General features: G+C 72.1%; 19 protein-coding genes. 10 read left to right on the top strand and 9 right to left on the bottom strand.

Annotated features, from left to right (window positions below):
• Positions 1-25: 25 nt before the first annotated feature.
• The 5 genes from HNR22_RS07405 to HNR22_RS30950 are packed head-to-tail and all read right to left on the bottom strand — an operon-like array spanning position 26 to position 5,159.
• Positions 26-706, bottom strand: a complete 681-nt coding sequence (locus HNR22_RS07405; RefSeq protein WP_179778422.1) for an ATP-binding cassette domain-containing protein — start codon at positions 704-706, stop codon at positions 26-28.
• Positions 703-1,707 carry an oligopeptide/dipeptide ABC transporter ATP-binding protein gene (locus HNR22_RS07400; RefSeq protein ID WP_179779702.1) on the bottom strand — a complete coding sequence of 335 codons (1,005 nt, stop codon included), beginning with the start codon at positions 1,705-1,707 and terminating at the stop codon, positions 703-705. The genes HNR22_RS07405 and HNR22_RS07400 overlap by 4 nt, the downstream gene beginning before the upstream one ends.
• A complete protein-coding gene (locus HNR22_RS07395; protein ID WP_179779701.1) occupies positions 1,704-2,588 on the bottom strand; it encodes an ABC transporter permease in 885 nt (294 codons plus the stop codon). Before HNR22_RS07395 ends, HNR22_RS07400 begins: the two co-directional genes overlap by 4 nt.
• A complete protein-coding gene (locus HNR22_RS07390) occupies positions 2,581-3,600 on the bottom strand; it encodes an ABC transporter permease (protein WP_343059720.1) in 1,020 nt (339 codons plus the stop codon). Before HNR22_RS07390 ends, HNR22_RS07395 begins: the two co-directional genes overlap by 8 nt.
• Positions 3,570-5,159, bottom strand: coding sequence for an ABC transporter substrate-binding protein (locus HNR22_RS30950; RefSeq protein ID WP_218907370.1), 1,590 nt, complete (start codon positions 5,157-5,159; stop codon positions 3,570-3,572). Before HNR22_RS30950 ends, HNR22_RS07390 begins: the two co-directional genes overlap by 31 nt.
• Positions 5,160-5,383: 224 nt before the next feature.
• On the opposite strand from HNR22_RS30950, the gene lspA reads away from it, so the two are divergent.
• Entirely contained in the window at positions 5,384-5,884 is a 501-nt protein-coding gene (lspA, locus tag HNR22_RS07385) for a signal peptidase II (protein ID WP_179779699.1), read from the top strand.
• On the opposite strand, the gene HNR22_RS07380 is transcribed toward lspA, so the two are convergent.
• From HNR22_RS07380 to HNR22_RS07365, 4 genes are read right to left on the bottom strand one after another with little or no spacing between them, the layout of a single operon-like run.
• The gene (locus tag HNR22_RS07380; RefSeq protein ID WP_343059719.1) at positions 5,873-6,481 is read right to left on the bottom strand and encodes a LutC/YkgG family protein; all 609 of its coding nucleotides are present in this window, start codon (positions 6,479-6,481) and stop codon (positions 5,873-5,875) included. The two genes, lspA and HNR22_RS07380, sit on opposite strands and share 12 nt — an antisense overlap.
• The gene (locus HNR22_RS07375; RefSeq protein ID WP_179779698.1) at positions 6,478-7,923 is read right to left on the bottom strand and encodes a LutB/LldF family L-lactate oxidation iron-sulfur protein; all 1,446 of its coding nucleotides are present in this window, start codon (positions 7,921-7,923) and stop codon (positions 6,478-6,480) included. The genes HNR22_RS07380 and HNR22_RS07375 overlap by 4 nt, the downstream gene beginning before the upstream one ends.
• Positions 7,920-8,630: a (Fe-S)-binding protein gene (locus HNR22_RS07370; RefSeq protein WP_179779697.1), complete on the bottom strand. Its 711-nt coding sequence runs from the start codon at positions 8,628-8,630 to the stop codon at positions 7,920-7,922. Before HNR22_RS07370 ends, HNR22_RS07375 begins: the two co-directional genes overlap by 4 nt.
• 28 nt (positions 8,631-8,658) lie before the next feature.
• Complete coding sequence (locus tag HNR22_RS07365; RefSeq protein WP_179779696.1) at positions 8,659-9,378, bottom strand: GntR family transcriptional regulator; 720 nt, start codon at positions 9,376-9,378, stop codon at positions 8,659-8,661.
• A 124-nt stretch (positions 9,379-9,502) separates the two neighbouring features.
• Between HNR22_RS07365 and HNR22_RS07360 the strand changes: the two genes are divergently transcribed.
• The 9 genes from HNR22_RS07360 to HNR22_RS07320 are packed head-to-tail and all read left to right on the top strand — an operon-like array spanning position 9,503 to position 19,139.
• Entirely contained in the window at positions 9,503-10,552 is a 1,050-nt protein-coding gene (locus HNR22_RS07360; protein WP_218906225.1) for a sugar ABC transporter substrate-binding protein, read from the top strand.
• Positions 10,552-11,640: a mandelate racemase/muconate lactonizing enzyme family protein gene (locus tag HNR22_RS07355; protein ID WP_179779695.1), complete on the top strand. Its 1,089-nt coding sequence runs from the start codon at positions 10,552-10,554 to the stop codon at positions 11,638-11,640. Before HNR22_RS07360 ends, HNR22_RS07355 begins: the two co-directional genes overlap by 1 nt.
• Positions 11,637-12,710: an ABC transporter permease gene (locus HNR22_RS07350; RefSeq protein ID WP_088948838.1), complete on the top strand. Its 1,074-nt coding sequence runs from the start codon at positions 11,637-11,639 to the stop codon at positions 12,708-12,710. Before HNR22_RS07355 ends, HNR22_RS07350 begins: the two co-directional genes overlap by 4 nt.
• The gene (locus HNR22_RS07345) at positions 12,707-13,657 is read left to right on the top strand and encodes an ABC transporter permease (RefSeq protein WP_179779694.1); all 951 of its coding nucleotides are present in this window, start codon (positions 12,707-12,709) and stop codon (positions 13,655-13,657) included. Before HNR22_RS07350 ends, HNR22_RS07345 begins: the two co-directional genes overlap by 4 nt.
• On the top strand, positions 13,654-15,186 hold the full coding sequence (locus tag HNR22_RS07340; RefSeq protein WP_179779693.1) for a sugar ABC transporter ATP-binding protein: 1,533 nt from the start codon (positions 13,654-13,656) through the stop codon (positions 15,184-15,186). The genes HNR22_RS07345 and HNR22_RS07340 overlap by 4 nt, the downstream gene beginning before the upstream one ends.
• Positions 15,183-16,160 carry an aldo/keto reductase gene (locus HNR22_RS07335; RefSeq protein ID WP_179779692.1) on the top strand — a complete coding sequence of 326 codons (978 nt, stop codon included), beginning with the start codon at positions 15,183-15,185 and terminating at the stop codon, positions 16,158-16,160. The genes HNR22_RS07340 and HNR22_RS07335 overlap by 4 nt, the downstream gene beginning before the upstream one ends.
• Complete coding sequence (locus HNR22_RS07330) at positions 16,157-16,999, top strand: amidohydrolase family protein (RefSeq protein ID WP_179779691.1); 843 nt, start codon at positions 16,157-16,159, stop codon at positions 16,997-16,999. The genes HNR22_RS07335 and HNR22_RS07330 overlap by 4 nt, the downstream gene beginning before the upstream one ends.
• Complete coding sequence (locus tag HNR22_RS07325) at positions 16,996-17,835, top strand: fumarylacetoacetate hydrolase family protein (RefSeq protein WP_179779690.1); 840 nt, start codon at positions 16,996-16,998, stop codon at positions 17,833-17,835. The genes HNR22_RS07330 and HNR22_RS07325 overlap by 4 nt, the downstream gene beginning before the upstream one ends.
• On the top strand, positions 17,835-19,139 hold the full coding sequence (locus HNR22_RS07320) for an L-fuconate dehydratase (protein ID WP_179779689.1): 1,305 nt from the start codon (positions 17,835-17,837) through the stop codon (positions 19,137-19,139). The genes HNR22_RS07325 and HNR22_RS07320 overlap by 1 nt, the downstream gene beginning before the upstream one ends.
• Positions 19,140-19,172: the final 33 nt, after the last annotated feature.

Genomic DNA, 19,172 nt, shown 5'->3' with positions numbered 1-19,172 from the left:
GCGCGCCAGCGCGTCGGTAGAAGACTCAGGTCACGGCCGATGCCGTTCCGACCAGGTCGACGACCCGGTCGGCCCAGCGGTTCAGCAGGATCTCATCGTGGGTGACGATCAGGACTCCGGCGCGCTGCGCCCGCTGGTAGTCGCGGATGACGGCGGCGACGTGCGCCTGGGTCGAGGCGTCGAGCATCGCCGTGGCCTCGTCGCAGAGCAGGTAGTCGGGGCGGTGTACGAGCGCCCGGGCGAGGCAGGCCCGTTGCAGTTGCCCGTCGGACACCGCGTGTGGCCGCCGGCCGCGCAGGTCCGGGGTGAGGCCGACGAGTTCGGCGAGTTCGGCTACCCGCTCGCGGACCGCCGGCTCGGGCGTTCGGATCGCGCGCAGCGGTTCGGCGATCAGGTCGTCGAGGCTCAGCCGGGGATCGGCGGCGGCGCGAGGGCTCTGGAAGAGCACGGCGACGCGGGTCCGCAGGTCGACCGGCACGGCGTAGCGCACACCGCCGACCGGGGTGCCGTCGATGCTGACCCGGCCGCCCTCGGGGCGGCGCAGGAGCGCCAGGACCCGGACCAGTGTCGACTTGCCGCAGCCGGACGGGCCGCGAAGGCCGACCGTCTCGCCCCGGTCGATGCGCAGCGTGACGCCGTCGAGCACGACCTGCCGGCCGTACCCGACGGTCACCTCGTCGGCGAGCAGATGCGGCGAGCTGGTCACGTGACGGCTCCGGTGGTGATCGGGTGGTGGCAGGCGACCGTGCCACCTCCGGTGAGCGGTGTCGGCGGTGGCTGGCTCGCGCAGAGGTCGGTGCGACGTGGGCAGCGGGGCGCGAACGAGCATCCCGGGGGCAGCGCGGTGAGCATCGGCGGGTCGCCCGGCACCGGCCGGAAGGCGCGGTCGGGCAGGGCGTCGAGCAGCGCCGCCGCGTACGGGTGGGTTGGTGCGGTGAAGAGCTGGCCGGCGTCCCGGTGCTCCGCGATGCGGCTGGCGTACATGACGGCGACCGTGTCGGCGACCCGCTGCGCGGCGGCCAGGTCGTGGGTGATGAGCACGACGGCCGAGCCGTCGTCGCAGCGGCGTCGCAGCAGATCGAGGGTGTGGTCCACCAACGGGCGGTCGAGACCGGTGGTGGGCTCGTCGGCGATGAGCAGCGACGGGTCGGGTGCCAGCGCGAGCGCGGTGACCAGGCGCTGCGCCATGCCGCCGGAGAGTTCGTGCGGGTAGCGGTCCAGGTCGGCCGGGTCGAGCCCGACGTCGACAGCGAGCCGATCGCAGTCCTCGCGGCCCCGGCCGTGCGCCCGCAGCGTCTCGGTGAGCAGTCGTCGTCCGGTGCGGACCGGGTTCAGCGCGGTGGCCGGGCTCTGCGGCACCAGCCCGACCCGGCGACCGCGTACCCGGCGGGCCAGGTGGCGCTGACCGCAGGTGACCAGGTCGACCGGGTCGGCGTCCGGGTAGTGCAGGACGGCGTGGCCGGTGATCGTGGCGTTGCCCGGCAACAGGCCGAGCAGGGCGTGGGCGAGCACGGACTTGCCGCAGCCGGACTCACCGACGATGGCCAGCAGTTCGCCGGCCCGTACGGTGAGGTTGAGGTCGGTGACGGCGTGCACGCTGGTGTCGCGGAGCCGGAACTGGACGCCGAGGTCGTCAACGGTGAGCAGCGGCCGACGCACGGCGGCGCGGTCCGGTGCCGGGGCGGTGAGGCGTTCGGTGGTGGTCACAGGTGCAGCTCCGCTCGGACCCGGGGATCGAGGCGGTCGCGCCAGCGGGCGGCGAGGACCGCGATGGCGAGGGTGACGACGACGATGACCGCCCCCGGCGCCAGACTGGCCCACCAGGCGCCGGTCAGCAGCGACCCCTGACCGTCATTGATCATGTTGCCCAGTGAGGCGAGGTGCGGCGGCAGCCCCAGGCCGAGGAACGACAGCGCGGTCTCGTGCCACACCGCGTGCGGGATCATCAGGGTGGTGGCCAGCGCCAGCCGGGGCAGCACGTGCGGCAGCAGGTGTCGCATCAGGACCCGACCCCGACCGGCTCCGCCGTTGATGGCGGCGTCGACGAACGGCCGGGTACGAAGGCTCAGCAGCTCGGATCTCACGATGCGAGCGGTGGAGAGCCAGTGGGTGAGCCCGACGGAGGCGATCACCGCGCCGAGGCTGGGGCGCAGCATGGCGACGATGAAGATGCCCAGCAGCAGGTGCGGCATCGCGGCGATGGTGTCCACGATCCGCATCAGGATCCGGTCCACCCGGCCGCCGAGCGTGCCGGCGATCCCGCCCACCACGCCGCCGAGGACGGTGGCGACGAGCGCGGCGACCGCACCGACGAGCAGCGAGACCCGCAGCCCGTAGACGGCACGGTGGGCCACGTCCCGGCCGAGGTCGTCGGTGCCGGCGAGGTGCGCCCAGGACGGCGCCAACCGGGTCTGGCCCAACGCGACAGCGCTCTGGTCCAGCGGCCAGAGGAGCGGGGCGAGAAGCGAACCGACGACGGCGACGAGGAGCACGAGGCCGGCAGCGACGACACCGGCCTGGCCGGGCCGCAGCCGCAGCCGGGACCGGGCGATCCGGAGCAGCGCCGGTCGGGCAGCGAGGTCAGCCATCGAGTCGTACCCTCGGGTCGGCGGCGGCGTAGGCGAGGTCAGTCACGAGGTTCGCGGCCAGCACCACAGCGGTGGTGACCAGCGTGATCGCCGCCAGCAGCGGGAAGTCGCTGCCCAGCGCGGCGGCGACCGTGACGGCGCCGAGGCCCGGCAGCGAGAAGACCGTCTCGACCAGCACCGCCCCGCCGACCAGCTCGGGCAGATGCGTGCCGACCAGGGTGAGGAACGGCAGCAGCGCGGTCCGCAACGCGTGCCCGAACAGCACCGTCCGCCCCGGCAACCCGCGGGCCCGGGCCGCGAGCACGTGGTCGTCGCGCATGCTCTCCGCGACCGCGTCCCGGACGAACAGCACGAACCACGGCGCCTGGGACACGGCCAGCACGCCGACCGGCAGGATCAGGTGGTGGGCCACGTCGGACCAGGACGTGCCGGTCGCGGTGACGTCGGTGAGCCCGCCGGCCGGCAACCATCCCAGGGCCAGCGCGAACACGGCGATCGCGGTCAGCCCCAACCAGAACACCGGCATCGACTGGACCGCGTAGGCCGCCGTCCGCAACGCGCGGTCGAAGAGCCCACCCCTGCGGTACGCGGCCAGCGCGCCCAGCAGCAGACTCGCGACCAGGACGAGGGCGAGACTCACGCCGATCAGCAGCAGCGTCCAGCCGGCCCGGGCGGCGAGCACCGAGGCGACCGGCTCGTGTCGACTGGTCGACCAGCCCAGGTCGCCCTGGACGAGGTTGCCGATCCAGCGCAGGTACTGCACCGGCAGCGGGTCGTCGACGCCCCAGTTCGCGCGGATCTGCGCCAGGTTCTCCTCGGTGGCGGTGAAGGCTGCCGCGCCCGCGTACTGTTTCGCCGGGTCGACCGGCGACGCGGCGCCCAGGGCGAACATCCCGATGCTGGTCGCGGCGAGCACCGGCACGGCGACGAGGAGTCGGCGTCGGACCACCGCGCCGGCCCCGGCCAGCCGGCCGGAGCGGGTCACGACCGGGTCCAGGTGTCGATGTTCCACCAGATGCTGTTCGCCACCCCGTGCTCGTGCGCCTCGACCCGGGGGGCCACGCCCCGCACCGAGGACTTCAGCACGTAGGTGTGCCGCAGGTAGGTGAGGAACAGCCACGGCACGTCGGCGGCGAGCTGCTGCTGGAACTGCGCGTACGCGGCCTTGCGCTGGGCCGGGTCGATCTGGTCCCGGCCGTTCTGCAGGGCCCGGTCCACCGCCTCGGAGCGGTACGAGCCGGGGTTGAAGTAGCCCTGCCCGGCGAACGTGGAGCCGAACAGCTTGTACGAGACGAAGTCCGGGTCGTACGGCGTGCCGTAGCCCATCAGCAGGGCGTCGGACTTCATCCGTGGGTCGATGGCGTCCCAGGTGAGCCCCGCCGGGGTCACCTCGATGCCGATCTTCTTCACGTCGGCGGTCACCGCGAGGGCCAGGTCCTTGCGCAGGGTGTCGCTCGCCGGGTACATCAGCGTGAACCGGGCCGGCCGCCCGTCCCTGGCGCGTACCCCATTCGGACCGGGCGTCCAGCCGGCGGCGTCGAGCAGTGCCGCCGCGGCCGTCGGATCGGCGGTCGGCGCACCGACGACAGTGGGATCGGCGAACTCCGAGGTCGGAGGGATCGGCCCGAACGCCGGTTCGCCGGCGCCGCCGAGGATGCCGGACACCATCGCGGACCGGTCGACGGCCAGGCTGAGCGCACGGCGGACCGCCGGGTCGGCGAGGACCGGGTTGCCCGTCGGCAGCATCACGCCGCGGTAGTCGGCGGTCGGCACCCGCTGCACCCGGTACGTGGTGTCCTGGTCGAAGGCGGCGGCGAGCTTCGGCGGCAACTCGGCGGCGTCGAACTCGCCGGCGCGCATCCGCTGGGCGCGGACGTTGTCGTCGGCGACGAACGCCACCACGACCCGGTTGTTCGCCGGCCGGCCACCGAAGTAGCGCTCGTTGGCCGTGAGCACCAGCCGGTCGCCCGGCGTCCAGGACTCGACGGCGTACGGCCCGGTCCCGACCGGCTTGCGGTTGAACCCGGCGGTGTTGATGTCCTGCCCGCTGAGCAGCGTGGCCGGCACGATGCCGAGGGTGAGTCGTTGCAGGAACGGCGCGTACGGATAGCGCAGTCTGAACACGACCGTCGCCTGGTCGGGTGCGGTCACCGACTCCACCATGTCCAGGTCGGAGCGCAGCGTCGAGTCGACAGTCGGGTCCAGGACGGCCTGGTACGTGAAGACGACGTCCTTTGCGGTCAGCGCGGTGCCGTCGTGGAAAAGGACCTCGTCGCGGAGCTTCGCGGTCACGGTCCGCCCGTCGGGTGACACCGTCGGCAACGCCGCCGCCAGGCCGGGGACGAGGCGGTTGTCGCTGTCGCGGGAGACGAGCCCGTCGAAGATCAGCGCGGCGCCGTCGACGCCGTAGTTCAGCACCGGGTTCAGTGCGTCCGGCTCGTCGGAGGTGGCGACGACCAGCGTCGTGCCGCCGGCCGGGCCCTCGGAGGTGGTCGGGGCCGAGCAGGCGGCGAGGACGAGTGTCCCGGCCGCTGCGGTCGACGCCACGAGGCGCCGGAAGGTCGGACGCATCCGGGTCACAGAACGCTCCTGTGGTGTGGGAAGAGGTCGTGGTCGGGTGGGCGGGGGCGCCGCAGCCGTTGATCATCACGGTGGCATAGTTGCCAGCCTTTTGCAATTGCCACACACCGGCATTATGCAGTTGTTCACGCCGCGGCCCGACCGCCCTCGCCCCACTGGTGCCCGGAGCCATCCGACGCTGGTGACGGCCCAGGTCGAGCGGTTAGGGTTCCGGGATGTTCCGCGCCGTCGTGTTGATCGCTGCTGTGGTGCTCGCCGCGGATCAGCTCACCAAGTACTGGGCCGAGTCCGCGCTGTCCGACGGTCAGACCATCACCGTCGTCGGCGAGCTGCTGCAACTGCGACTCGTCTACAACCCGGGTGCCGCCTTCTCGATCGGCGCCGCGTACACCTGGATCTTCGCGGTGTTCGCGGCCGCGGCGGTGGTCGCGGTGACGGTGGTGGCGCGGCGGGTCACGTCGCGCGCCTGGGCGGTGGCGTTGGGGCTGGTGCTCGGCGGCGCGACGACCCACCTGCTGGACCGTCTCTTCCGCGAGCCGGGGTTCGCCCGGGGGCACGTGGTGGACTTCATCGACTACGCGGGGTTCTTCGTCGGCAACGTCGCCGACATCGCGCTGGTGGTCGGCGTGGGTGTCGTCATGGTGCTGAACCTGCGGGGCATCCCGCTGCGGGAGACGGCCACGTCGGGCGGCGAGCAGGTGGCGTCACGCTCCTGAGGTGTCGCCGACCAGCACGATCTCCAGCCGGCGCGGTCCGTGCACACCCTCGACCCGGTTGAGCTCGATGTCGCTGGTCGCGGACGGGCCCGAGATCCAGGTCTGTGCCGCGCGCGGGTCCAGCCGGGTCAGCGCCTCCGGCAGCAGGCCGACGACCTGGTCTGCGCGGACGACGCAGATGTGCCGGTCGGGCACCAGGGTGAGCGCTCGTCGCCCCTGCGCCGGGCCGGCGTCGAGGATGATGGTGCCCGTCTCGGCGACCGCCACGGCGCAGCCGGTCAGGACCGCGTCCATCGCGTCGAGGTCGGCCGGTGTCAGCGGGGGAGCGTCGCGGTGCACCTGCCCGGCGTAGCCGGTCAGCCAGCCGGCGGGGACGTCTACGGGCACGGCGAGCCGGTCCACCCCGGTCAGCAGCTCGGGCAGAGCGCCGATGCCATGGTGGACGACCGCCCGGTAGTCCTCCAGCCGGTCGACGAGGATGGCGACCGGGTCGGGGCGGTCACCGACCCGGCGGTACCGGCGGGGCACCTCCACGGGCGGCGGGTCGTCGGCCAGGGCCGTGCGGAGCCGGGCCAGGATCTCGTCACGCGCGGTCACTGCTTTCCCCACCACTCTCGGAAGGTCTGCGCCGCGGGCAGCGGCAGGTCACGCGACCGGGTCCACGCGGAGGCGGGCCAGGGCAGCCGGCGCAGCGTCCGAGCGCCGGTGCGCCGCTCGCGGTACGCCCCGAGAGGGCCCGCGCCGGTCCGGGCCAGACGCAGGGCGGCTGCCCAGCGCCGAGGGCTGCGCATCACCCACGACAGGACGCCCATGGTGGTGCGTTCGGCCAGCGGATGCGGTGCCTGCTGGCGGAGGTGGACCAGGATCTCCGGAATGTTGATTTTCACGGGACACACGTCGTAGCAGGCGCCGCAGAGGGTCGACGCGTACGGCAGCGACGCGTTGTCGGCCACGCCGGTCAACTGAGGTGACAGGATCGCCCCGATCGGCCCCGGATACACCGAGCCGTACGCGTGCCCGCCGGCCCGCTCGTAGACGGGGCAGACGTTCAGGCAGGCCGAGCAGCGGATGCACGACAGCGCCGGACGCCCGACCGGGTCGGCCAGCACCGCGGAGCGTCCATTGTCGACCAGCACCACGTGCACGTCCTGTGGCCCGTCACCGGGGGTGACGCCGGTCCACATCGAGGTGTACGGGTTCATCCGCTCACCGGTCGACGACCGCGGCAGCAGTTGCAGGAAGACCTCCAGGTCGGTGAAGGTCGGCAGCAGCTTCTCGACGCCCACGACGCTGATCAGCGTCTCCGGGAGGGTGAGGCACATCCGCCCGTTGCCCTCGGACTCCACGACCACCAACGTGCCGGTGTCGGCGATGGCGAAGTTGGCGCCGGACACGGCGACCCGGGCCGAGAGGAAACGTCGGCGCAGATGCGCGCGGGCCGCCTCGGCCAGCGCGGACGGCTCGTCACTGAGGTCGGCCGGCACGTCGGACATTCGACGCTGGAAGATCTCCCGGATCTGCGCCCGGTTGTAGTGGATCGCCGGCACCAGGATGTGCGAGGGCGTGTCGTCGCCGAGCTGCACGATCAGCTCGGCCAGGTCGGTCTCGTACGCGGCGATCCCGGCCGCCTCGAGGGCCTCGTTGAGCTCGATCTCCTGGGTCGCCATCGACTTGACCTTCACGACCTCGTCGGCTCCGGTGGCCCGGGTCAGCTCGACCACGATCCGGCAGGCCTCGGCCGCGTCCCGGGCCCAGTGCACTGTGGCGCCGGCAGCGGTGGCGGACGCCTCGAACTGCTCCAGCAGCTCCGGCAACCGGCGTTGGACGTCCGCCTTGATCGCGGAGCCGGCGTCGCGGAGAGCCTCCCAGTCGGGTACCTCGTCGACGACCCGGGCGCGTTTGTCCCGGATGGTGCGGGTGGCCCGGTGCAGGTTGGCGCGCAGTTGGGTGTCGGCGACGGCCGGTCTGGCCGCAGTCGGGAAGGGCAGGGGCGTGCGGATGCGTCCGCCGCCGGTGGCCGGTGCGACCGGACGGTTCATGAGGCGGCTCCCGTCGCGGCGAGGATCTCGGCGTAGTGCACGGCCCGCACGCCCGACCGGTGGCGGTCCAGGCCGCCCCCGATGTGCGCCAGGCAGGAGTTGTCGGCGGCGGCGAGCACCTGCGCGCCGGTCTCACCGACCCGGGCGCACTTGTCGGTGAGCATCGCGGTGGAGACGTCCGGGTTCTTCAGGGCGAACGTGCCGCCGAAACCGCAGCACTCCTCGGCGTCGGCCAGCTCGACCAGCCGGATGCCGCGAACCTGACGCAGCAGTTGCAGCGGCCGGTCACCCAACCGCAGCATCCGCAGGCCGTGGCAGGTGGGGTGGTAGGTGACCGTCTCCGGAAACTCGGCGCCGACGTCGGTGACGCCGAGGACGTCGACGAGCAGCTCGGACAGCTCGTAGGTGCGGGCGGCCACCGACGCCGCGGGCGGGTGCAGGTGCGGGTACTGGTCGCGGATCATCGCGGTGCACGACCCGGACGGCACGACGACCGCGTCGTAGCCGTCGAAGACGTCGACGTAGTTGCGCACCATCGGCATCGCCTCGGCCCGGTAGCCCGTGTTGGCGTGCATCTGCCCGCAACAGGTCTGCCGGGTGGGGAAGTCGACGGAGTGGCCGAGCCGCCGCAGGATGCGGGTGACCGCGATGCCGGTGGCCGGGTAGGCGACATCGTTCACGCAGGTGATGAAGAGGGCGATGCGCATGGCGACTCCTCGCGTGTCGGGGGCGGGGTCACACCGGGTCGCGCGGTGTTCCGGGGTCGGGAAGCTGGTCGAAGGCGGGCAGGTGGCGCTCCCGGGCGGCGGTCAGGTGGGCCCGCATCGCCTCGGCGGCCGCCTCGGAGTCACCGTCGGCGATGGCGGCGGCGATGCGTTGGTGCTCGGTGTTGGTGTCCGGGGCGCCGGTGACCGGAAAGTACAGCCGGTGCAGGTGCAGGTGCGAGTGCAGCCGGGTGACGCTGTCGCGCAGCAGTGGGCTGCCGGCGACCTCGGCGATCAGGTCGTGGAATCTCGCGTCCAGCGCGGTGAAGGCGGCGTGTCGACGGTAACCGTCGCCGGCCTCCACGTCGATGCTCGCCGCGGCCTCGGCGGTGATCCGCTGTCGTTCCTCGGTGGAGGCGTGTGTGGCGGCCCGGCCGGCGGTGGCGCCTTCCAGCAGCAGGCGGACGTCGAACAGGTCGTCGAACTCGGCGCGGCTCAGCAGGGGCGTGGTGGAGTAGCCGGACAGGGGGCGCTTGCGGACCAGTCCGTCGGCTTCCAGCCGGGCGAGGGCCTCGCGGACCGGTGTGGGGGAGACGTCCAGCTCGCGGGCGAGAGCGTCTATGTTGACCCGCTCCCCAGGGGGAAGGATGTGGTCCATGACCAGGGTCTTTATCGACTCGTAGACGTCCTCGCTGAGGGTGAGTCGACGGGCGGGACGGAGTCGACCCTCGCGTGCTTCCTGCTGGGCCATCTCGTCTCCTAAGCAACCCCTTGACTGTGCTGGTGTGAGCGAGTACACACTAGCAAAGCAACATCCTATAGGAAATAGGTTCCTCCGCCGCCGTCTCACCACCACCGCCCCCGAGGAGACGAACATGTCGCGCAGAATGCTGTCCCGGATCGGCTCGGGCCTCACCGTCCTGGCCCTCGCCACGACCACAGTGGCCTGCACCAAGAAGAGCGACACCACCGACACCGAAGCCGGCGGCCGGGAACCAGCCCAGGTCAAGGTCGCGCTGGTGCCCGGCGGTTCGCACCCGTACTTCCAGCCCTGGAAGGACGCCGGAGCCGCCGCGAAGTCGGAACTCTCGCTCGGCGACGTCACCTTCAACGAGACGGCCGGCTGGGACCAGACCAAGCAGAACGACGTGCTCAAGTCCCTGGCCGCGCAGGGCTACAACGCCTTCGGCGTCTTCGGCGTCTCGCCGGACAACATCAACTCCACCTTCGAGGACCTCAAGCGGCAGGGCTTCGCCGTCGGCTCCCTGGCGTCGTGCCCCGCCGGGGCCAACAAGGCCGACTTCTGTCTCTCCACCGACGTGGAGGTCGCCGCGTACAAGGGCGCCAAGGCAGCCATCGACGCCATGGGTGGCCAGGGCAACCTGGTGCACCTGACCGGCAACAAGGTCGACTCCAACACCCAGCGCCGGATCAAGGGCGTGGAGAAGGCGGTCGCCGAGACCGGCGGCAAGGTGGTGCTCGTCCAGAGCGTCACCGACATCGACAAGGACCTCCAGAGCGCCCAGAAGGCGGTGGCCGACCTTCTCGCCGCCAAGGGCCGCCAGATCCAGGCGATCGTCAACACCGCCTACAACCCTGCGGTCGCCTCCGCCGAGGGCGTACGCCAGTCGAAGCTCCCCATCAAGGTGATCGCCATCGACGACGACCCGACGGTCCTCGACGGACTGCGGGGCGGATCGGTGGCCGCCACCGTCCTGCAGAACCCGGTCGGCCAGGCCCGGGTCGGCTCGTACGCGCTGATGAAGCTCAGCGGCGGCTGCACGATCTCGGAGCCCGGCGTGACGATCGACTCCGGTTCGTTCGTGGTGACCAAGGACAACCTGGACGGCTACGAGGCAGACCGCACCGCGACCACCGAGGCACTGCGGAAGAAGTTCGACGGCGACCTGCTCAAGTGCAACTGATGTCGAAGATCACGAAGGCCGAGGCGTACCTCGTCGACATCCCCGTCGAGACCGTCCGCACCGACGCGGTGCAGGCGTTCCTCAAGCAGGAGACGGTCTTCGTCGAGGTACGCACGGCCGACGGCGGGCACGGCACGGGCTACTCGTACACGATCGGGACCGGCGGCACCGCGGTGCTCGCGCTGCTGCGCGACTACCTGCTGCCACACCTGGTCGGCCGCGACGCCGCGCGGGTGGAGGCGATCTGGCGTGACCTGCACGCCGCCACCCGCGCCACCGCCGTCGGCGCCGTCACCTCGCTGGCGCTCGCCGCGGTCGACACCGCACTGTGGGATCTGCGCGCCCGGGCCGCCGGCCTGCCCCTGTGGGTGCTCGCCGGCGGCGCCAAGGACCGGATCCCGTTGTACGACACGGAGGGCGGCTGGCTGCACCTCACCGAGGACGAGCTGGTCGCCGGCGCGAAGGTTTCCCAGGCGGCCGGCTGGCCCGGCGTCAAGCTCAAGGTGGGCAAGCCGAACCCGGCCGAGGACGCGGCGCGGATCGGCGCGGTCCGGGCGGCCCTCGGCGACCACTTCGACGTGATGGTCGACGCCAACCAGTCCCTGACCGCAGCGGAGGCGATCCGCCGGGCCCGGCTGCTCGAACCGCACCAGGTCGCCTGGTTCGAGGAGCCGCTGCCGGCCGACGACGTCGCCGGGCACGAGCTGCTCGCCCGCGCGACCAGCATCCCCGTCGCGGTGGGGGAGTCGCTGTATTCCATCGGCCAGTTCGCCGAGTATCTGCGCCGCCAGGCCGCCGGCATCGTCCAGGTCGACGTCGCGCGGATCGGTGGCATCACCCCGTGGCTGAAGGTCGCGCACCTGGCCGAGGCGTGCAACGTGGTGGTCTGCCCGCACTTCCTCATGGAGCTGCACGTGAGCCTCTGCGCGGCCGTGCCCAACAGCCGCTACGTCGAGCACATCCCGCAACTGCGCGCGATCACCCGGGCCGAGGTCGCGATCGTCGACGGCCACGCGCTCGCCCCGAGCGAGGCCGGCCTCGGCATCGACTGGGACCGCGACGCGATCGAGGACAGGAGGGTGGCGTGAAGACCGAAACCGCGCCGGAGGCGCCGGCGGCGCCTCCGGCCGCCGAGGCCCGGCCTCCCACCCGGGTCCTGCCGGTCTGGGCGAACCCCCGACTCGGCCTGCTCATCGTCATCGCCGCGCTGGTCGTGCTCTTCTCGTCGCTGACCCCCGCGTTCCTCGACCCCCGGCTCACCCTCGCGCCGCTACAGGCCGACATCAGCGTGTACGTGGTGGTCGGTCTCGCCCAGCTCGCCGTGCTCTCGCTCGGGCACATGAACATGGCGGTCGGCCGGATGGCCGCGCTGTCCACCTTCGCGATGGGCCTGGTCTACGACCGGCTCGGCGTACCCCTGCTGGTCGGGCTGCTGGTGGGTCTCGCCGTCGGCGCGGGCATCGGCGCGCTCGCCGGCCTGCTCATCGCCAAGACCGGCGTCAACTCCTTCGTGGTGACCCTCGCGCTCGACTTCGGGCTGCTGGGCCTGGTCACCATCCTCTACACGTGGGCCACCGGCGGGGTGTCGTTCGCGGTGCAACCCAGCGGGCTGTCCGCCCTGCGCTTCGACACCTTCGCCGACTACTGCATGGGTGACGTCTGCGGACCCCGGATCCCGCTGGTCGTGCCGATCGCGGTTGCGGCGGCGCTCGGCGTCGGGCTGCTGTTCCGGCACGCCCGGCTGGGCCGGGAGATCCTGATGACGGGCTCCAACACGGTCGCCGCCGAGCTGTCCGGCATCCCCACACACCGTCGGATCGTCGCCGCGCACGCGGTGAGCGGGCTGCTCGCCGCACTGGCCGGGTTCCTGCTGGCCGCCAACAACGGGGCCTTCTCCGCCAACATCGGGGAGTCGTTCCTGCTGCCGTCGTTCCTGGCCCCGGTGCTCGGCGGCACACTGCTCGCCGGAGGCGCGGTCAGCGTCCTCGGCACCGCACTCGGCGCCACCCTCACCCAGGTCATCTACAAGGGCCTCAACCTGCTCCAGTTCTCCCTGGAGGAGCTGAAGCTCTACATCGGACTGGTCCTGCTCGCGGCGCTGTCGCTGGACCGGCTGCGAGCCGTGATCGCCGAGCGAAGGGCGGTGTCGACATCATGAGGAGCCTGGTCCGGACCAACGAGTTCACCCTCGCGGTGATCGCCGCCCTCGGGTTCGCCGCGCTCGCGGTCGCCACCGACTTCAACCTGCTCACCGCCGGCACGCTGGACGCGTTCCTGCGCTTCCTCGCCCTGCCGATCGTCATCGGCCTGGCCCAGATGGTGGTGCTCGCCGTCGGTCAGATGAACCTCTCGGTGGGCGTGCTCACCGGGTTCTGCGCGGTGGCCTCGGGCTGGCTGATGATCGACGCTGGTCTGCCGGCCCCGGTCGCGGTGCTCGCCGCGCTGGCCCTCGGCGCCACCGTCGGCCTGGTCAACGGCCTGTTGGTGATCTTCACCCGGATCAACGGGTTCATCGTCACCCTCGCCACCATGACGATCCTCGAAGGGCTGCGGTACGGGGTGAACGGCACCGGCACCTACCAGGGCTACTCACCTGGGCTGCGGGAGTTCGGGCAGGCGTCCCTGGCGGGCGTGCCCGTGGTGTTCCTGCTGGCGGTCGCCATCGCGGTCGCGGTCGCGCTCTTCTTCCGTCGTACCGTGCCGGGGCGGCACCTGCTCGCCTCCGGCGGCAACCCGTTCGCGGCCCGGTTGTCGGGCATCTCCAACGACCGGGCGCTGGTGCTGGCCCACACGCTGTCCGGGCTTCTGGCCGGGTTCGCCGCCGTGATCGTGGTGGCCGCCTTCGGCTCGGTGAACGCCTCGATCGGCGACGACCTGCTGCTGCCCAGCTTCGCCGCGCCGATCATCGGCGGGGTGGCCCTGGCCGGCGGCATGATCAGCGTGACCGGCACGGTGCTCGCGGCCTTCCTGGTAAGGCTGGTCGACGTGAGCCAGTCGCAGTTCGACATCAACCGGCGGTGGGTGGACCTCATCATCGGCGCGGTCGTCCTCGGCGCGGTGCTGCTCGGTCAGTTCCGCGACAAGCTCTCCGGAGGTCCGCGATGAGCGTCGTGCTGTCCGCGGAGAACCTGGTCAAGACGTTCCCCGGGGTGCGTGCCCTGGACGAGGCGACGCTGACGCTGACCGCCGGCAGCGTGCACGCGTTGCTCGGCGAGAACGGCGCCGGCAAGAGCACCCTGATCAAGATCCTCACCGGGGTGTACCGGCCGGACGGTGGCCTCCTGCGGCTGCCCGGGCCGGACGGCGAGCTGCGTACGGTGCAGCTCGGCAACCCGCAGGACGCCCAACGGGCCGGAATCGGTGTGGTGCACCAGGAACGGAACCTCATCCCGGCGTTCACCGTCGCGGAGAACATCTGCCTGCAACACCTGCCCCGGCGCGCCGGCCTGCTCGACCGGTCGGCGCTGCGCGTCGAGGCACGGCGGTGCCTCGACCTGCTCGACCTCGACCTGGACCCCGACCTGCCGGTGTCGCGGCTCTCGGTGGCCCAGATGCAGTTGGTGGAGATCGCCAAGGCGTTGTCGGCCGACTCGACAGTGCTGCTGCTCGACGAACCGACCGCCTCGCTGACCAACGACGAGGCCGACCGGCTCTACGGCATCGTGCGTCGACTGTCCGAGCGGGGCCACGCCACAGTGCTGGTCAGCCACAAGCTGGAGGAGGTCTTCGCGGTCGCCGACACGGTGACCGTGCTGCGCGACGGGCGCAGCGTCGCCGAGGCCGAGCCCCTCGCCGACCACACCCGCGAGCAGATCGTCGACCTGATGGTCGGCCGGGCGTACCAGCAGGTGCACCTCGCCGAGCGCACCGTCGACGCGGACACCGAACCGGCCCTGGCGCTGGATCACGTCGCGACCACCGCCGGCCACCACGACGTCAGTCTCGTCGTACGCCCCGGCGAGATCGTCGGCCTGTACGGGCTGGTCGGTGCCGGCCGCAGCGAGCTGGCCAAGGCGCTCCTCGGCCTCGACCGGATCACCGCCGGTGAGGTGCGGGTGCACGGACGCCCGGCCCGGATCCGGGACGTGGGCGACGCCCTGCACCGGCACCGGATCGGATACGTCACCGAGAACCGCAAGGAGGAGGGCCTCTTCCTCGACCAGACCGTCGCCCGCAACACGGCGGTGACGGTGTGGCGCAAGCTGGCCCGGCTCGGCCTGGTCCGGGACCGGGCGGAACGGTCCCTGGTCGACGAGTACGCCGACCGGCTGGGCATCCGCCTCGCCTCGCCCGACCAGCACGCCGGTCAGCTCTCCGGCGGCAACCAGCAGAAGGTCAGCCTCGCCAAGTGGTTGGCCGCCGACTGCGACGTGCTCATCATCGACGAACCCACAGTCGGCATCGACGTCCGCACCAAGGCGGCCTTCCACGAGTTGATCGCCGGTCTCGCCGCGCGGGGGATGGCGATCCTGCTGATCTCGTCGGACCTGCCGGAGATGGTGACCCTCGCCGACCGGATCGCGGTGATGCGGGAGTTCGCCATCGTCGGGGAGCTGGACAACGACCACGACTATGACCGGATGAGCCAGTCGGTGATCCGCTTCATCCACGACGGGCAGGGGGTGGTGGCGTGAAGGCCACGGACCAGGTGACCCTGGGGCGTACGGACCTGGCGGTGACCCGCCTCGGTCTCGGGCTCGCCCCGATCGGCGGCCTCTTCACCGCCGTCGGCGACGAGGTCGCCCACGCCACCGTCGAGGCGGCCTGGGACCTCGGGCTGCGCTACTTCGACACCGCCCCGCTCTACGGCTGCGGTCTTTCCGAACGGCGGGCCGGGGCGGTCCTCGCCGGCAAGCCGCGCGGCGAGTTCACCCTCTCCACCAAGGTGGGTCGGCTGCTCGTCCCCGGCGGCGGCGACGGGCAGGGGTTCTGGGCCGAGTCGACCGACCTGGCGCCGAGGTTCGACTTCTCCGCCGCCGGGGTGCGCCGCTCGCACGAGGAGAGCCTGGCCCGGTTGGGGCTGGACCGAATCGACATCGCGCACATCCACGACCCGGACGACCACCTCGCCGAGGCTGCGGAGGAGGCGTACCCGGAGCTGGCGCGGCTGCGCGACGCCGGTGAGATCGGCGCGGTCGGCGCCGGGATGAACCAGGCCCCGGCGCTGGTCGAGCTGGCCCATGCCGGCGACTTCGACTGCTTCATGCTCGCCGGCCGGTACACCCTGCTCGACCAGTCCGGCCTCGACGAGCTGCTGCCGCTGTGCCAGCAGAAGGGGATCTCGGTCCTCGCCGCCGGGGTCTACAACTCGGGCCTGCTGGCCGACCCGAGGCCGGGTGCCCACTACGACTACCGGCCGGCCGACGCGGGGCTGCTGCGCCGAGCCACGGCGATCCGGTCGGTGTGCGAGCGGCACGGCGTGCCACTGCGTGCCGCGGCGATCCAGTTCCCGCTCGGCCATCCGGCCGTCGCGAGCGTGGTGATCGGCGCCCAGGACCCGGAGCAGATCGCCGACAACGTGGCGATGTTCGAGTGGGACGTTCCGGACGCGCTGTGGGCGGACCTGAAGGCCGAGGGTCTGCTGCCGGGGGAGGTGCCCACGCCATGATCATCGACGCTCACCATCACCTGTGGACCGCCGACTGTCCCTGGCTCGCCGCGCCGGGCCTGGAGTCGATCCGGCGTGACTACACCATCGCCGACCTCGTACCCCGGCTCGACGCGGCCGGTGTGACGGCGACGGTGCTGGTCGAGGCCGGCCGCTGCGACGCCGCCGAGACCGCCGAGTTCCTCGCCCTCGCCGCCGCCACCCCCCGGATCGCCGGCGTGGTCGGCTGGGCGTCGCTCACCGACCCGGCCCTGCCCGCCACCCTCGCCGGCTACCAGGGCCTGCCCGGCGCGACGAAGCTCGTCGGCATCCGCGACCAGGTGCAGGCGGTCGCCGACCCCGGGCACCTCGCCCGTCCCGACGTGCGCGCTGCCCTCGCGACGATCGGGGCCGCTGGGCTGACCTTCGACCTGGTCGTGCACCTCGGGCAGTTGCCCGCCTGCGCCGAGGCGGCCCGGGCCACTCCCGGTGTCACCTTCGTCCTCGACCATCTGGGCAAACCGCGGATCGACGCGGATGGTCTCGCCGGGTGGCGCGCCGCGGTGCGCGACCTGGCCGCCTGCGACAACGTCGTCGCGAAGCTCTCCGGACTGCTCACCGAGGCCGGCCCCGGGTGGCGGGTGGCCGACATCCGGCCGTACGTCGACACCGCGCTGGAGCTGTTCGGCCCGCAGCGGCTGATGGCCGGCTCCGACTGGCCCGTCTGCGACCTCGTCGCCTCGTACGCCGAGGCGTGGACGGCGCTCGACGCCTGCCTGGCTGAGCTGTCGCCCGACGAGCGGACCGCCGTGCTGGCGGGCACCGCGACTCGTACCTATGCACTGGAGGTTGGTTCGTGAAATTCATGCGCGTCGGGCCCGTGGGGCGGGAGCGCCCCGTGCTGTACGTCGACGGGCGGCACTTCGACCTCTCGTCGCTCACCGCCGACATCGACGGGGAGTTCCTCGCCGGCGACGGCGTCCAGCGGGCACGCGAGGCCACCGACCTCCCCGAGGTCGACATCACCGGTCAGCGGGTCGGCGCTCCGGTCGCCCGCCCCGGGGTGGTCCTCTGCGTGGGGCAGAACTACGCCGCGCACGCCGCCGAGTCGGGCGCCGAGCCCCCGACCGCCCCGATCATCTTCTACAAGGCGCCCAACACCGTCGTCGGCCCCCACGACGACGTCCTGATCCCGCGGGGCTCGACGAAGACCGACTGGGAGGTGGAACTGGCGGTCGTGATCGGCCATCGGGCCCGCTACCTCGCCTCGCCGGCCGACGCCCTCGGGCACATCGCCGGGTACGCGCTGTCCAACGACGTCTCCGAGCGTGACTTCCAGCTCGCCGTCTCCGGTGGCCAGTGGTCGAAGGGCAAGTCCTGTGAGACGTTCCAGCCGCTCGGCCCGTGGCTGGTCACCGCCGACGAGATCGCGGACCCGCAGGCGCTGCGGCTGCGTTCCTGGGTCAACGGCGAGCCCCGACAGGACTCCAGCACGAAGGACATGATCTTCGACGTGGCGTACCTGGTCTGGCACCTGTCGCAGTACACCGTCCTGGACCCGGGCGACGTCATCAACACCGGCACTCCGCAGGGGGTGGCGCTCTCCGGCCGGTTCCCGTACCTGGCCGCGGGCGACGTGATGGAGGTCGAGATCGACGGTCTCGGCCGGCAGCGCAACACGCTCGGGAGCGCCTGATGGCGGCGATCACCTCCGTGAACACGTACGACGTGCGGTTCCCGACCTCGCGTGACCTGGACGGTTCCGACGCGATGAATCCGGACCCCGACTACTCGGCCGCGTACCTGGTGCTGAGCACCGACGACGGGCCGGACGGGCACGGGTTCACCTTCACCATCGGGAGGGGCAACGAGGTCTGCCGGGCGGCGATCGAGGCGCTGGCGCCGTACGTGGTCGGGATCGACCCGGACACCGTCGACCTCGGCGCGTTCGCCCGCTCGCTCACCCAGGACTCGCAGTTGCGCTGGCTCGGCCCGGAGAAGGGGGTGATGCACCTGGCGACGGCGGCGGTGATCAACGCGATGTGGGACCTGGTCGCCAAGAGGGCGGGCAAACCGGTCTGGCGATACCTGGCCGACCTCAGCCCCGAGCAGATCGTCGACCTGGTCGACTGGCGGTACCTCAGCGACGCGCTGACCCCCGACGAGGCGCTGGAGATCCTGCGGGCGGCACAGCCGGGTCGCGCCGAGCGGATCGTCCGGCTCACCGAGCGGGGATATCCCGCGTACACCACCTCGCCCGGCTGGCTCGGCTACCCCGACGAGAAGGTGATCCGGCTGGCCAAGCAGGCGGTGGCCGACGGGTTCACCCAGATCAAGCTGAAGGTGGGCGTGGACGCCGCCGACGACGTGCGCCGCCTCCGGATCGCCCGCGAAACGGTCGGCCCGGACATCCGGATCGCCGTCGACGCCAACCAACGCTGGGACGTCGCCGAGGCGGTCGCCCGGATGCGGGAGCTGGCGCCGTACGACCCGTGGTGGATCGAGGAGCCGACCAGCCCTGACGACGTGCTCGCCCACGCGGCGATCCGGTCGGCCCTGTCGACCAGCGCACCCGGTGGCGGGCCGATCCGGGTCGCGACCGGCGAGCACGTGGCGAACCGGGTGGTGTTCAAGCAGCTGTTGCAGGCCGGCGCCGTCGACGTCGTGCAGATCGACGCGTGCCGGGTGGGTGGCGTCAACGAGAACGTCGCCATCCTGCTGCTGGCCGCGAAGTACGGGGTGCCGGTGTGCCCACACGCCGGGGGAGTCGGCCTCTGCGAGCTGGTCCAGCACCTGTCCATGTTCGACTTCGTGGCCGTGTCCGGCTCCACCCGTGACCGGGTCGTCGAGTACGTCGACCACCTGCACGAGCACTTCGTCGACCCGGTGGTGATCCGGGACGGGCACTACGTGGTGCCGACCGTCCCTGGGTTCTCCGCCGCGATGCGCCTGGAGAGCCTCGCCAGGTACGCGTACCCCGACGGGCCGGCATGGGTCTGACGAGCCTCGACCTGCTCGACCGCACGGCCTTCC

The sequence above is a fragment of the Micromonospora jinlongensis genome (genome assembly GCF_013410645.1).
GTDB lineage: Bacteria > Actinomycetota > Actinomycetes > Mycobacteriales > Micromonosporaceae > Micromonospora > Micromonospora zamorensis.
The sequence above is the reverse complement of the archived record's forward strand: the minus strand, read 5'-3'. Positions and strand labels throughout refer to the sequence as shown.